Here is a 13943-nt window from a genome sequence, read left to right as displayed (position 1 = left end):
TTTTTTGAGGTGGATTTTTTTTATTCAAAACAATAAAAAATCCAAGGAGATTTTTCCTTGGATGCTATTTTGATGACGGTTGTTGTATTATTTTACATCATAAAAATTAGGATGTTGAGGCTTGATGTCCTCTATGGTTCCTAAAACTTTATCCGTAAGCGATTGTTGGTATTGAGCCAGTTTTTCTGAAACCGATGCATCGGCAACACCTAAGATTTTTGCAGACAAAATCCCTGCATTGGTAGCGCCGTTCAGTGCAACTGTAGCAACCGGAATTCCCGAAGGCATTTGCAAAATGGACAAAACAGAATCCCATCCATCAATAGAATTGGAGGATAAAATGGGAACACCAATCACAGGCAAAGTGGTACAACTTGCGACCATTCCAGGTAAATGAGCGGCACCTCCTGCTCCGGCAATAATAACTTCTATCCCTCTTTCCTTAGCGGTTTTGGCATAGTCTATCATGCGCTCCGGAGTTCTGTGGGCAGAGACTACCGTAAGTTCGTACGGAATTTCTAAATTTTTTAGGAAATCAGCAGCTTGTTGCATGATGGGCAAATCGCTCTGGCTTCCCATGATTATTCCTACTCGTGGTTTCATATTTTATTCGATTTTATTCTTTAAATTTTTATTCGGCAATTACTTTTACCATTCTTTTAATTTTCACCAATTCGTCCATCAACTCCTCCCTAGTATTGGCCAAAACATTGATGTGGCCCATTTTTCTGCCGGGTTTGGTGTCCAGTTTTCCATAAAGATGCACAAAGGCTTTTGGCATTTTCAGCACTTCGTCTAGACCTTGATAGACAACTTTTCCACTGTGTCCCTCTTCGCCTACCAAATTCAACATTCCAGAAAAAGAATGGATGTCGGTAGATGCCAAAGGTAGATTTTTTAGTGTTCTGTAAAATTGTTCGAATTGCGAATTGAGATTTCCTTCTTGCGTTTGGTGTCCAGAATTGTGCAATCTTGGAGCGGTTTCGTTTACCCAAACTTTACCTTCTTTGTCCAACAACAATTCTATGGCAAAAATTCCTGGAGATTTTGCAGCATCTATAAATTGCTGAGCAATGGTCTGAATTTGATCGTGTACCGAATCGGAAATTTGAGCCGGACAAATGTTGAAATCCAATAAATTAAGGACGGGATCGGCAACCATTTCAGTAACCGGAAATACTTTTACCTCTCCATTTTCATTTTGTGAAACGATGATGGACAACTCCTTTTCAATATCTACCAAAGCTTCCAATACCGATGGTACATCCCACATTTTGGCCAAATCTTCTTCGGTGCGAATAATCTGAACGCCTTTTCCATCGTATCCTCCCGTGTTCATTTTTTGTACGAAAGGCAATGGGAAATTGACTTCGGATTTGTTGTGGATGATTTGGAAATCAGGACTTGGTATGCCTTTGTTTTGATAAAATTGTTTTTGTAAAATTTTCTGCTGAATGATGCTGATGATTTTAGGATTCGGAATTACTTTTACCCCTTCGGATTCCAAATCAAACAATGCATCGGTATTGATGTGTTCAATCTCAATAGAAACCACATCTTTGTCTTTTCCGAATTGGTACACGGCATTATAATCGTTGAAATCTCCCTGTGTAAATCGAGAAATATGTGCGCAAGAACAATCTTTGGAAGGATCTAAGACATAAATTTCGTCATCGTATTTCAATGCACTTTGAATAAACATTCTGCCCAATTGGCCACCTCCTAAAATTCCGATTTTCATTTTTTTACTTGTATTAAAAGTCTATTTTTATTGATAAATTTTCTGAATTAATCTCAGATTTTTTTGCGTTGCAAAATTACATGAAAAATATAAGACTTCCATGTTTTGAGATCAGAACTGCAGATTAAAAAGCTTCGATTTTGTGATAAAAAAAACTTCTGCTAAATTTTAACAGAAGTTTTTTGTTTTTATTTTACTTTCGCATTCGGATCCGGTACGAAAACCCTTTGTGCCAACTCTTGGTCGAATAGATACAATGCCGAAGGATTGTCTTGTACCATTTTTATTTTACTAACCATTTGAGATGCGTTGGCTTCTTCTTCAACTTGTTCGTTTACAAACCATTGTAGGAAAGATACCGTAGCGTAATCGCTCTCTTCATTGGCCAATTTCATAATATTGAAGATGCTTTTGGTTACCAACTTTTCGTGCTCCAAAGCTCTTTCAAAAATTTCTATAGCATTTTTGAACTCGTGAGGCGGTTGTTCTACAGATTGTAGAATGATGTCGCCACCAACATCGTTCAGATAATCAAACATTTTATCGGCATGCATCATTTCTTCTTTGTGTTGTACACGGAAGTAATTGGCAATACCGTCCAAGTCGTTTTTGTAAAACCATGCCGACATGGACAGGTAATAATATGCTGCAAAATGTTCTTTTGCTATTTGCTCGTTAATCGCTTGTGCTATTCTTTCGCTAATCATTTCTAAATCTTTTTTCAAAATTACAAATTATCTCTTGGTTTCCCAAACGGAATGCTTTTGAAAGTCATGATTTTTTTATATTTGAATAAAATTTAAGGATGTCTTTTTTAGAAAATTCAACCCATATTCTTCAAAAAAAAAATATTGGAATTACCGCCGTCAGGATTTTGGTTTTACAAGAGTTTTTGAAAACCAAACAATCCCTTTCGTTATCCGATTTGGAGGACAAACTGGATCCTTCTGATAGAAGTACTTTGTACAGAACTCTCAAAACTTTCGAGAGAAAAGGCATCATCCACGGCGTACAAGAAAACAACACCACTCAATATTTATTGTGTCAGGATGATTGTTCGGAAAATCGCCACCACGACACACATTTGCATTTTTATTGTTTGGTTTGTAAGAAAACCACATGCCTCAACGAGATTTCTTTTCCGAACATTCATTTACCAAAAGACTATTTACTGAAAGAATTGAAGCTGGTGGCACAAGGCATTTGTCCAGACTGTCAAACTTTGCCATAGGGTTGCACGAAAAGACTTGTTAATTTTGTCTAAAATATTTACAATGTCCAAATCCTGTTGTACCCCTGATAGCCACCAACATACGCATTCTGAAAATCACGATCAGCACAACCACAGCCATGGAAATCATGAAGGTGGAAATTTTAACTTGTTTTTTCCGGCTCTTATTTCTGCATCAATCTTAGGGTTGGCTCTCGTTATGGATCACTTCATCAAGCCGGATTGGTTGGTTGGAGGGTATCGCTTTGTGATTTATTTTATCGCCTATCTTCCTGTGGGTTTTCCTGTTTTGAAGGAAGCATTTATTTCTATCCAAAAGGGCGATGTTTTTTCTGAATTTTTCCTGATGTCCCTGGCTACTATAGGTGCTTTTTCAATTGGCGAATTTCCGGAAGGGGTCGCCGTGATGCTGTTTTACTCCGTTGGAGAAGCTTTTCAGGATATGGCGGTTACCAAAGCCCAGTCCAATATAAAATCGTTGTTGGACCAAAGACCGGATGTGGTAACGATAAAAGAAGGGCACCAAACTAAAACTATTCCGGCTGCGGAAGCTGTTTTGGGTCACATCATTCAGCTAAAACCTGGAGAAAAATTGGCGTTGGACGGAGAACTTCTTTCAGAAAAAGGGACTTTTAATACGGCAGCTCTAACCGGCGAAAGTAAACCCGACACCAAACTGAAAGGCGAAACGGTCTTGGCAGGGATGATCAATATGAATTCCGTTACCGAAGTGGTGGTCACTACAAAATTTCAGGATTCTAAACTGTCAAAAATTTTGGACTTGGTACAAAATGCCAGTTCACAAAAAGCTCCAACGGAACTGTTCATCAGGAAATTTGCAAAAATTTATACGCCAATTGTTGTGGCTTTGGCTTTGGCAATTGTCGTTGTACCGTATTTTTTTGTTGACGAGTATCTGTTTAAAGATTGGCTCTACCGAGCTCTGATTTTCTTGGTTATTTCTTGTCCGTGTGCCCTGGTTATTTCCATACCGCTTGGGTATTTTGGTGGTATAGGAGCGGGAAGCAGGCACGGTATTTTGTTCAAGGGAAGTAATTATTTGGACAGCATTGCAGAAATAAACCATGTGGTGATGGACAAAACAGGAACCATGACCGAAGGTGTTTTTAAAGTGAAGGATGTTGTTATTGATGAAAAATTTGATAGGGAAAAAATCCTGAACGATCTCAATTTTATCGAAAGTAAATCCACACACCCCATCGCAACAGCCATTCATGAATTTGTTGGTGAAGTTGTACCCAACCCTAATTTTAACGCAATTGAGGAGATTTCCGGTCATGGATTGGTGGGGACAATAGATGCCAAGATTTTTATGGTCGGTAATTTTAAATTGTTGGATAGATACCACATTCAGTATCCTGAAAATTTAACACAAATTGCAGAAACCACCATTGTTATGGCTTTGGATGGTGACTTTGTTGGCTACATCACCATTGCCGATAAAATAAAATCCGAAGCGGCGCAAACCATTGGACAGCTCAATCATCTTGGGGTGAAAACGACCATGCTCAGCGGAGATAAAGAAGAAGTGGTGAAATCTGTTGCTGAAAATTTAACGATTCTTAATTATTTTGGAAATCTACTCCCAGAAGATAAAGTCGAAAAAGTGAAATCTATTTTGGCGAAAAAAGAAAGTGTTGCTTTTGTAGGTGATGGGGTCAACGATGCACCGGTAATCGCCATTTCCGATGTTGGAATTGCAATGGGCGGCTTGGGAAGTGATGCAGCTATAGAAACGGCCGATGTGGTGATACAAGACGACAATCCTATAAAAATTCCATTGGCAATAAGAATAGGTAAAGAAACCAAAAAAATTGTAAAACAGAACATCGCTCTTGCCTTTGGGGTAAAAGCCGTAGTGCTTGTCTTAGGAGCAGGAGGGATTGCTACCATGTGGGAAGCCGTTTTTGCCGATGTTGGCGTGGCTTTATTGGCCATTCTGAATGCCGTAAGGATACAAAGGATGAGGTTTTAACAATTAGAAATCAACCGATCTTTTGAAATATAAAATATTGAGTATTTTGAGTTTAAATTAATTTTATTGCGTTTGACTTGAAAATTTAAAATTCCAAAATCGTTCTAAATTAAATTATGTATTTTTAGCCCAAATTTAAAATTCATGGTAAAAAATACGATTCTAATAGCTGCGTTGTTCCTGGGGACGGCTTTTTCCTATGCCCAACAATACGGCGGAATGTGGATTCCAACGGAAATCAATGAAAAGGAAATGAAAGATTTGGGAATGAAAATTTCTGCAAAACAAATCTTCGACACTCAAAAACCGAGTATTAAAGATGCTGTGGTGCAATTCAACGGTGGTTGTACTGCCGAAATTATTTCACCAAAAGGTCTTCTTTTAACCAATCACCACTGCGGTTATGGACAGATTCAAGCGCATTCTACCGTTGAAAAAGATTATCTGAGCCAAGGTTTCTGGGCGAAAAACATGGGCGAAGAACTCCCAAATCCTGGAGTTACCGTAGATTTTATTGTGGATATCAAAGAAGTTACCGCACAAGTTTTGGCAGGGACTCAAGGTTTATCAGATGCCGAAGCCAAAGACCTTATCAAAAAGAATTTGGAAGCCACTCAAAAAGCGATTGCAACAGAGTCGTATCAAAAAGTCATCATCAAACCGATGTATTATGGCAATAAATATTATGCCTATGTCATCGAAACTTTCAAGGACATCCGTTTGGTTGGTGCACCGCCTCAAAGCATTGGTAAATTTGGTTCGGATACCGACAACTGGGTTTGGCCGAGACATACCGGAGATTTCTCTATGTTTAGAATTTATGCCGATAAAAATAACAAACCCGCAGAGTACAGCAAAGACAATATTCCGTTCACACCAAAATATTATTTGCCGGTTTCCATCAAGGATAAAAAAGAAAACGATTTCACTTTTGTCTATGGATTTCCAGGTCGTACCACGGAATATTTACCGTCCATCGCGATTGATAAAATCATGACCGAGACCGACCCTGCAAGGATTGCCGTAAGAGAAGTTGCCCTAAAAACTTTGGACGAAAAAATGCGTACCGATGCAGCTACTCGTATCAAATATGCTTCAAAATACGCTTCTGTAGCCAACTATTGGAAAAAATGGATTGGCGAAGTCGAAGGTTTGAAAAAATCCAACGCTGTGGAAAAGAAAAGAGCCTACGAAAGCCAATTGTCTTTGAAGAACCCAGAAATCAAAAAGACACTTTCGGAAATGTACCGTTTGTACAACGAACAAGCTCCGTATGCACTGAACAATGCGTACTACGGCGAATTGGTTAGGAATGCCGAAACGCTAAGCCTTGCCAACCGTTTTCTTAATTATATGAACGCTGCCGAACAAGGCAAGTTGGATGACAAATCCATCAATGCTTTCAAAGCGCAACTTTCTAACTTCTACAAAGATTATAGCGGTGAGTTGGATGCCCAAGTTACAGCAAAATTATTAGCGTTGTACGCACAGAAAACGCCTAAAAACTTTTTGCCAGAAAGCTATAAAGAAGGTTTTGGAGATGAAACTAAAAACTTGAAAGTGATTGAAGAATGGTCCAAGAATTCTTTCATTACCGGAAGAGCAGGCTTGAACAATGCGAATGTAACGACCAACATCAACAAAGTTTTTGAAAATAAAAATTTACTGATGGAAACTTTGGCAAAAGATCCTTTTATGTTGTTGATGGCCGAACTAAGAAAGGCCTATGTGAGCAATGCCGACACCAAATTCAATGCTTTGCAACAAGAGATCGATGTGCTTCAGAAAAAATACATGGCACAATTGATGGAAACCGACAAGGACAGAAAGTTCTTCCCGGATGCCAACTCCACACTTAGGGTAACTTACGGTCAGGTAAAAGGCTCAGAACCTCGCGACGCCGTTCGTTATAACTACCAAACCCATGTGGCAGGAATTATGGAAAAATACATTCCTGGAGATTATGAGTTTGATGTACCTAAAAAGTTGATCGACCTTTACAATGCCAAAGATTATGGCATTTATAAAGATAAAACGGGCGATGTTCCGGTAGGTTTTACCGCAACCAACCATACAACGGGTGGCAATTCCGGAAGTCCGGCTTTGGATGCTTACGGAAATTTAATTGGTCTTAACTTCGACAGACAATGGGAAGGCACCATGAGCGACATCAACTACGACCCGAAATTGTGCAGAAACATCATGGTCGATACCAAATACATTTTGTTCATCATTGATAAATTTGCCAACTCCAAATGGTTGATCGATGAAATGAAAATCGTGAAATAATAATTTGACTTAATCGAAAAGCCGTCCGAAATGGATGGCTTTTTTTGTTGGATGAAGATTAAAAATCGTCAATGCACTTAAAAATATTGTGATATTTGACATTAAATAGTATTTTTGGCCAATTGCATAAAAAATCGAATGAAATTTTATCGATTGCTAACGAATTTTAAAATAATAAATTAAAACATATGAAATCTAAACATCCTAAAGGCTTGCCTTATCTTTTTCTTACAGAAATGTGGGAACGATTCGGGTATTATCTAATGTTGGGGATATTTGTCCTTTACATGATCGACCCAAAAGATACAGGAGGCTTGGCCATTCCGGACAAAAGTGCCGATGATATTTTCGGAACTTTCATTGCGCTAACCTACCTCACTCCGTTTTTGGGAGGTTTTTTGGCCGATAGAATTTTGGGTTATGTAAAAGCCATCTACATCGGTGGAGCATTAATGGGAGCCGGATACATCGGCCTTGGCGTGTTTCAAGAACAAACCATGTTTTTTGTTTCCATGGCACTCATCATCATCGGAAATGGATTTTTCAAACCGAGTATTTCCACACTTTTAGGGAATTTGTATTCGGAAGAACCGTACAAAGACAACAAGGATTCCGGATACAATATTTTCTATATGGGAATTAATATTGGTGCTTTTGTGTGCAATATTATTGCTGCCTTTATGCGTAACAAATTTGGCTGGGGCGAAGCCTTTATCACAGCAGGTGTTGGGATGTATGTAGGACTCATTGTCTTTTCTTTCGGGTTGAAGCATGTACAACAAGCCAATGTCCTTAAGCCAAAACAAGAGGGCGATGTCGGTATTGCGGGCATCCTATCCAAAGTATTTTTACCGGCAATATTGGTCGGTGCTTTGGGATGGATTATTCCGGGAAATATTTTCGGAAGCGACTCCACCGATGCCTTTATTTTTGCCTGTCTTCCGGTTGTGGTTTTTTATGTTTCTCTTTATGTTAAAGCCAATCAGGAAGATAAAAAACCTATTGGCGCTTTATTGGCCATTTTTGCTGTGGGCATCATGTTCTGGGCGGTTTTCAAACAAAACGGAACGGCATTGACACGATGGGCCAATTATTACACCGACCGATCGGCACCAAAAGCTTTGGAGAAACCTTTGGAAAGCATTTTTTTGGTTGAAACCAAAGAATATAAGGACGATAAGGTTACGGTTTATGATGATCAATTCCGAGCTCAGAAAAATGATCAAGGTGAAAGTGAAAAAACGATGGGCAAAGATGTTTATTTTAAAAACATTGGTTCTGAGCAGAAAGCCGAATTGGAAGGTCAACCCGATCCTAAAGTTTATCTGTACAATACAGAACTCTTCCAATCCATCAATCCATTTTGGGTAATTGCTCTTACCCCGGTTGTTGTAGGATTTTTCATGATGATGAGAAGGAAAGGGAAGGAGCCTTCTACTGCAAGTAAAATTATTTTGGGAATTCTGATTTCCGCATTTTCCTGCCTAGTTATGGTCGCTGCTGTATATGCGGGTGACAATGGCGCTACAAAAGTGTCGGCATGGTGGTTGGTGGGTACCTATGGTGTGATTACCATTGGCGAACTTTGCCTCTCTCCGATGGGATTGTCTTTGGTCTCCAAGCTTTCGCCACCAAGGATTACTGCACTGATGATGGGAGGGAATTTCTTAGCCATTTCCATCGGGAACAAATTGTCCGGCATCTTGGCCAGTATGTGGTACGATTATGAAGACAAAGCCAATTTCTTTTGGGTCAATTTTGGTTTGCTCCTGTTGGCCTTTGTTATCGGATTGTCTATTCTTAAAAATCTGAATAAAATAATGAAAGAAAAAGGAGTGAGTTAATCACTTCTTTTTTTTATGATAATTATTAGGTCGTTTCGGAAAATAAACTATATTTGCGAGTCTTAACAAAAATTTAACAATCAAATTCAATATGGATACAGTACAACAAAAAGGACATCCAAAAGGACTATACCTTTTGTTCTTCACCGAAATGTGGGAGCGTTTTTCTTATTACGGAATGAGAGCCATCCTGATCCTCTACCTTACAAAAAAATTAATGGAAGGTGGACTGGGAATGGACGAAAGTAAAGCAATGTTGCTTTATGGATATTTTACCGGCTTGGTATATTTTACTCCGCTAATCGGTGGTTGGCTTGCTGATAAATTTTTGGGAAAAAGACTTTCCATTACCATCGGTGGTATTACCATGATGATCGGACAGTTCGTTTTGTTTGGGATGAATAACATGACTGGACTTTATATAGGATTGTTGCTGCTCATTATTGGTAACGGTTTCTTCAAACCCAATATTTCTACCCTTGTTGGTGGACTTTACAAAGACGGTGATAGCAGGAGAGACTCTGCATTTTCCATTTTCTACATGGGGATCAACTTAGGTGCTCTAATCGCTCCTTTCGTAATTGGGTATTTTACCGATAATTTATTTAAAACCACCAATGCCGATGGGACTGTGGCTTTCGGATACCGTTATGGTTTCTTGGCTGCAGGTGTAGGGATGTTGTTGGGGCAAATTATCTTCAACACTTTTGCACAAAAATATTTAGGTGATTTGGGTAAAAAACCTGTAGGCATCGCACATGATGAAGAAGTTGAAGCCAACAAATCTGTAAACCCGGATACCGGTGAGGTCTTAACTCAAGCTCAAGAAAAACAAAGAATTTCAGTAATTTTCATTTTATTCTTGTTCGCGGTATTCTTCTGGGCCGGGTTCGAACAGGCTGGATCTTCATTGTCACTTTACACGGACAAATTCATCAACAGAAATGTTTTTGGATTCGAGATTCCAACTTCTTGGTTCCAATCGGTGAACCCAATTTTTATTGTGACTTTAGCTCCTTTGTTCGCCATGTTCTGGAGTTCTAAATTGGGTAGCAAACTTTCAACTCCAGTAAAAATGGGTGTTGGAATGGTTATTTTGGGTATAGGTTTCTGGTTTATGCTAGGAGCAGTTGCCGAAAGAAATGCAAACGGAAATATTGATGATATTGCCAACAAAGCCGGAATTATGTGGTTGATAATGACTTACCTGTTGCATACCATCGGGGAACTTTGTCTGTCACCAGTTGGTCTTTCGGTAGTAACCAAACTTTCTCCACCGAAATTGGCTTCAATCCTAATGGCCGTTTGGATGCTTTCTTCTTCTGTGGCCAACTTCATCGGAGGTTTTGTAGCTTCAGTTGTAGAAACCATGGGAGCAGGACAAGTATTTACTTACATTTCAGGATTTGTAATTGTGTGCGGTTTACTTCTAATCTTGCTTAATAAATTTATTTCTAAAATGATGCATGGAGTTCGATAATTCCAAATCAAAATAATAAATGAAAACCTCTGCATTGTCGGAGGTTTTTTTTATTTTCGTATGCTGTTTGGTAAATAAAGCAGTGAATTAATTAAACAAAATAAGAGTATGGCAACAACCTTGGACGAAATTCAAAATTTTAAAGGGAAATATCCAAAGCAAATTTGGTCGCTTTTCTTTTCAGAAATGTGGGAAAGATTCTGTTTCTACGGGATGCGTGGGATGTTGGTTTTCTTTATGATTTCTCAGCTTAACTTTCACGAAAAAGAGGCCAATTTACAGTACGGAGCGACCCAAGCGTTTGTGTACGCCTTTACCTTCATCGGTGGGCTATTTGCCGATAAAATTTTAGGCTTTAGAAAATCTCTTTTTTGGGGTGGCTTGTTGATGATTGTGGGTTCTTTGATTTTGGCTACGGATCCGCACCGGTTTTTTTTCTTGGGAATTGCTTTTACGGTTGTGGGTACAGGATTTTTCAAGCCCAATATTTCTTCCATGGTGGGACAGTTGTACAAACCCAACGATTCCCGTGCTGATGCCGGTTTTTCATTGTTTTACGCAGGAATCAATTTGGGGGCTTTGCTCGGCGGTTATATCTGTATCGCCATTGGAAAAGGGCAATTGTTCAGCGATTTAATTTCTGAATCGTCCCGTTGGAATGTTGCATTCGGTTTAGCCGCAATCGTAATGGTAATCTCGTTGATTAATTTTGTTTTCACCCAAAAATCCCTCGGAACGATAGGGCTTCAACCCGGACATCCTCTTTCGGAAGACCAGTCCAAAACCATTTCAAAATGGAAAGAATACGGAGTTTATGCCCTTTCTTTAATCTTTGTACCCATCATACAAATTATGGTGGCAAAGACCGAGTTTACAGATTATTTTATGTACACGATTGGTCCATTAACCTTAATTTATCTATTTTATGAGATGACCAAAGTAAGTTCTGCCGAAAGGAAAAAACTTTTTGCTGCGCTTATTTTCATTTTGTTTTCCATTTTATTTTGGGGAATTTACGAGCAAAGTGGAGGTTCTCTCAGTATTTTTGCCGCAAAAAACCTCAACAACGACCTTTTAGGATTGGATCCCAACGGAGTTAACAATTCCGGAGGTGCTTTTTTCATTATTTTCCTTGCTCCTCTTATCGGTTTGCTGTGGATTTGGCTCAACAAAAGAAAATTCGAACCCAATACCATCATCAAGTTTGGGCTAGGATTTATCTTTTTAGGATTGGGGTATTACACTTTGTTTGCAACAAAATTCTTTGCCAATGCAGCGGGCATTACATCACTCAATTTTTTTACTTTGGCTTTGTTGATCATTACTTTGGGCGAACTTTGCCTTTCACCCATCGGGTTGTCCATCATGACCAAACTTTCCACAAAAAATCTTCAAGGCATGATGATGGGAATGTGGTTTTTGGCATCGGCTTACGGACAGTATGTAGCGGGAATCATCGGTGCCAATATGGCTACCGCCAAGGAAGGAGCTTCCAATTTGGATGTCCTTATCACTTATGCCGAAGGCTACAAGCAGCTGGCAATATATGCCGTTGTTGCTGGGGTTGTGTTAATTGTCATCTCTCCGATGATAAAAAAATTAATGCAAGAAGTAAAGTAGTGTTGTGTAGCAAGTAAAAAGTAGAAAGTATTTTTGGATCAAGATTAATAGAATATTTAGAATTTGAATTAAAATTAAAATAAAAAATATGTCAGAAAATAATAAATCATTTTTACAAACCGTTAAAACCCTGAACAAAACATTCTGGACAGCCAGTTTTATGGAACTTATGGAACGCTGGGCGTGGTACGGGATTTATACACTGTTCGGTTTGTATCTCGTAGGTTCTACCGATACCGGTGGTTTGGGCTTCAACCATATTCAAAAGGGAAGCATCATGGGGAATATTGTCGCCATTTTGTATCTATTGCCTTTGTTTTTTGGTGAAATTGCCGATCGTATCGGTTATAAAAAATCTCTGATTGTAGCCTATGTCATCATGATATTGGGATATTATTTTTTGGGAGAAGCCAAGACTTTTTCTAGTGTTTATGTTTTATTTTTATTGGTAGCTGTAGGTGCTGCACTCTTCAAGCCTGTGGCATCGGCAATTGTAGCAAGAACTACGGACGAAACCACCGGTACCATTGGTTTTGGCATTTTTTATATGATGGTGAACATTGGTGGGTTTATAGGTCCGTCCATGTCATCGGTGCTGAGAACAACTTACGGATGGAAAATTATTTTTATACAAGCAGCAGCTGTCATTACCATTAATCTTTTGGTGGTTTTATTCTTTTTCAAAGAGCCTAAAGTAGAAAAACCCAAAGAGTCTTTGGGCGTTGCTCTAAAAAAATCCATTGTTAATATTTTTGAAGCATTAAAAGATACCCGATTGAGTATTTTGTTGTTGCTGATGATTGGTTTTTGGACCATGTTCAATCAATTGTTCAACACGCTGCCAAATTTTATTGAAGATTGGGTAGATTCTAGAACCATCAGTACTTGGCTCAATGAAAATCTTCCTTTTTTAGGGAGTGGACTTACCCAAGATGGTTTGGTAAAGCCGGAATGGTTTACCAATATTGACTCATTGATGATTATTTTCTTTCAAATTTTCATTTCCTTTTATGTGACTAAAATGCGACATATTTCTGCCGTAATTCGTGGTGCTGTTATTGCAACCATCGGTGTTGGACTTACTTTTTATACCCACTCCGTTTGGTTCACCATCATAGGAACCATGATTTTTGCAATTGGTGAAATGATGTCCAGCCCTACGGTTTCGTCCTTCATCGCCCTGATTACTCCAAAAGGAAAAGAAGGCCTCTACCAAGGGACTTATTTCTTACCGGTTGCTGCCAGTTATGCCGTTACCAGTTTTATTTCTGGAGACCTCTACCAATCGTGGTCGGATAAATTGAGCCTTTTGCAAAGAGAAATGGGCAAAAGAAATCTGGAAATGCCGGCAGTGGTAAGCCGAGAACAATTTATCGAAAACGGTTCTAAAGCTCTCGATATGCCCATTACCGATTTTGAAAATAAATTCAACCTGAAATCAGAAACCGTAGATTGGAATGGAGTAGGGAAGTCTTTCAACCAATTGGCCCAACAAAAAAATGTGGATGTTAGCCAAATTCATCTCCCTTTTTCTAAAAATGAATATTATGCTTTGGCCGAACAAAAATTGGGGATGAACCATTGGGAAATGACCAATATGTTGTGGGAAAACTATCAGCCCAATAAAATTTGGATGGTTATTGTCGGGATAGGAATGTTTTCCATCATCAGCCTTTCTTTGTACGACAGACTCATCATTCGACCGAGAGAAAGACGATTGCAACAAGATAATTAGAATTTCT

General features: G+C 38.9%; 10 protein-coding genes. 7 read left to right on the top strand and 3 right to left on the bottom strand.

Features of this window, described 5'->3' with window-relative positions; translation table 11 throughout:
• Window positions 1-87 precede the first annotated feature (87 nt).
• The 3 genes from purE to H9Q20_RS02875 form a co-directional block, all read right to left on the bottom strand.
• Window positions 88-603 carry a 5-(carboxyamino)imidazole ribonucleotide mutase gene (purE, locus tag H9Q20_RS02885; RefSeq protein WP_187478261.1) on the bottom strand — a complete coding sequence of 172 codons (516 nt, stop codon included), beginning with the start codon at window positions 601-603 and terminating at the stop codon, window positions 88-90.
• A 28-nt stretch (window positions 604-631) separates the two neighbouring features.
• A complete protein-coding gene (locus tag H9Q20_RS02880; protein ID WP_187478260.1) occupies window positions 632-1741 on the bottom strand; it encodes a 5-(carboxyamino)imidazole ribonucleotide synthase in 1110 nt (369 codons plus the stop codon).
• 188 nt (window positions 1742-1929) lie between these two features.
• Window positions 1930-2448 (bottom strand): ferritin, encoded by a 519-nt coding sequence (locus H9Q20_RS02875; protein ID WP_124640611.1) that lies wholly within the window; start codon window positions 2446-2448, stop codon window positions 1930-1932.
• A 98-nt stretch (window positions 2449-2546) separates the two neighbouring features.
• Between H9Q20_RS02875 and H9Q20_RS02870 the strand changes: the two genes are divergently transcribed.
• The 7 genes from H9Q20_RS02870 (at window position 2547) to H9Q20_RS02840 (ending at window position 13936) form a co-directional block, all read left to right on the top strand.
• Window positions 2547-2972, top strand: coding sequence for a Fur family transcriptional regulator (locus H9Q20_RS02870; protein WP_124640612.1), 426 nt, complete (start codon window positions 2547-2549; stop codon window positions 2970-2972).
• A 43-nt stretch (window positions 2973-3015) separates the two neighbouring features.
• Window positions 3016-4968: a heavy metal translocating P-type ATPase gene (locus H9Q20_RS02865; protein WP_187478259.1), complete on the top strand. Its 1953-nt coding sequence runs from the start codon at window positions 3016-3018 to the stop codon at window positions 4966-4968.
• A 144-nt stretch (window positions 4969-5112) separates the two neighbouring features.
• On the top strand, window positions 5113-7257 hold the full coding sequence (locus tag H9Q20_RS02860; protein ID WP_187478258.1) for a S46 family peptidase: 2145 nt from the start codon (window positions 5113-5115) through the stop codon (window positions 7255-7257).
• A gap of 188 nt (window positions 7258-7445) precedes the next feature.
• Window positions 7446-9101: a peptide MFS transporter gene (locus H9Q20_RS02855; protein WP_124640615.1), complete on the top strand. Its 1656-nt coding sequence runs from the start codon at window positions 7446-7448 to the stop codon at window positions 9099-9101.
• Window positions 9102-9192: 91 nt separating this feature from the next.
• Window positions 9193-10581, top strand: a complete 1389-nt coding sequence (locus H9Q20_RS02850; protein WP_187478257.1) for a peptide MFS transporter — start codon at window positions 9193-9195, stop codon at window positions 10579-10581.
• Between the two features lie 108 nt (window positions 10582-10689).
• On the top strand, window positions 10690-12201 hold the full coding sequence (locus tag H9Q20_RS02845) for a peptide MFS transporter (RefSeq protein ID WP_124640617.1): 1512 nt from the start codon (window positions 10690-10692) through the stop codon (window positions 12199-12201).
• A gap of 88 nt (window positions 12202-12289) precedes the next feature.
• Window positions 12290-13936 (top strand): MFS transporter, encoded by a 1647-nt coding sequence (locus H9Q20_RS02840; RefSeq protein ID WP_187478256.1) that lies wholly within the window; start codon window positions 12290-12292, stop codon window positions 13934-13936.
• Window positions 13937-13943: the final 7 nt, after the last annotated feature.

Origin of the sequence: Amniculibacterium sp. G2-70 (genome assembly GCF_014353055.1) — a bacterium.
Lineage (GTDB): Bacteria > Bacteroidota > Bacteroidia > Flavobacteriales > Weeksellaceae > Amniculibacterium > Amniculibacterium aquaticum.
The sequence above is the reverse complement of the archived record's forward strand: the minus strand, read 5'-3'. Positions and strand labels throughout refer to the sequence as shown.

What these genes read in the sequence shown, in the direction of transcription:
- purE (WP_187478261.1), bottom strand. Translation starts at nt 603, where the DNA reads ATGAAACCACGAGTAGGAATAATCATGGGAAGCCAGAGCGATTTGCCC.
- H9Q20_RS02880 (WP_187478260.1), bottom strand. Translation starts at nt 1,741, where the DNA reads ATGAAAATCGGAATTTTAGGAGGTGGCCAATTGGGCAGAATGTTTATT.
- H9Q20_RS02875 (WP_124640611.1), bottom strand. Translation starts at nt 2,448, where the DNA reads ATGATTAGCGAAAGAATAGCACAAGCGATTAACGAGCAAATAGCAAAA.
- H9Q20_RS02870 (WP_124640612.1), top strand. Translation starts at nt 2,547, where the DNA reads ATGTCTTTTTTAGAAAATTCAACCCATATTCTTCAAAAAAAAAATATT.
- H9Q20_RS02865 (WP_187478259.1), top strand. Translation starts at nt 3,016, where the DNA reads ATGTCCAAATCCTGTTGTACCCCTGATAGCCACCAACATACGCATTCT.
- H9Q20_RS02860 (WP_187478258.1), top strand. Translation starts at nt 5,113, where the DNA reads ATGGTAAAAAATACGATTCTAATAGCTGCGTTGTTCCTGGGGACGGCT.
- H9Q20_RS02855 (WP_124640615.1), top strand. Translation starts at nt 7,446, where the DNA reads ATGAAATCTAAACATCCTAAAGGCTTGCCTTATCTTTTTCTTACAGAA.
- H9Q20_RS02850 (WP_187478257.1), top strand. Translation starts at nt 9,193, where the DNA reads ATGGATACAGTACAACAAAAAGGACATCCAAAAGGACTATACCTTTTG.
- H9Q20_RS02845 (WP_124640617.1), top strand. Translation starts at nt 10,690, where the DNA reads ATGGCAACAACCTTGGACGAAATTCAAAATTTTAAAGGGAAATATCCA.
- H9Q20_RS02840 (WP_187478256.1), top strand. Translation starts at nt 12,290, where the DNA reads ATGTCAGAAAATAATAAATCATTTTTACAAACCGTTAAAACCCTGAAC.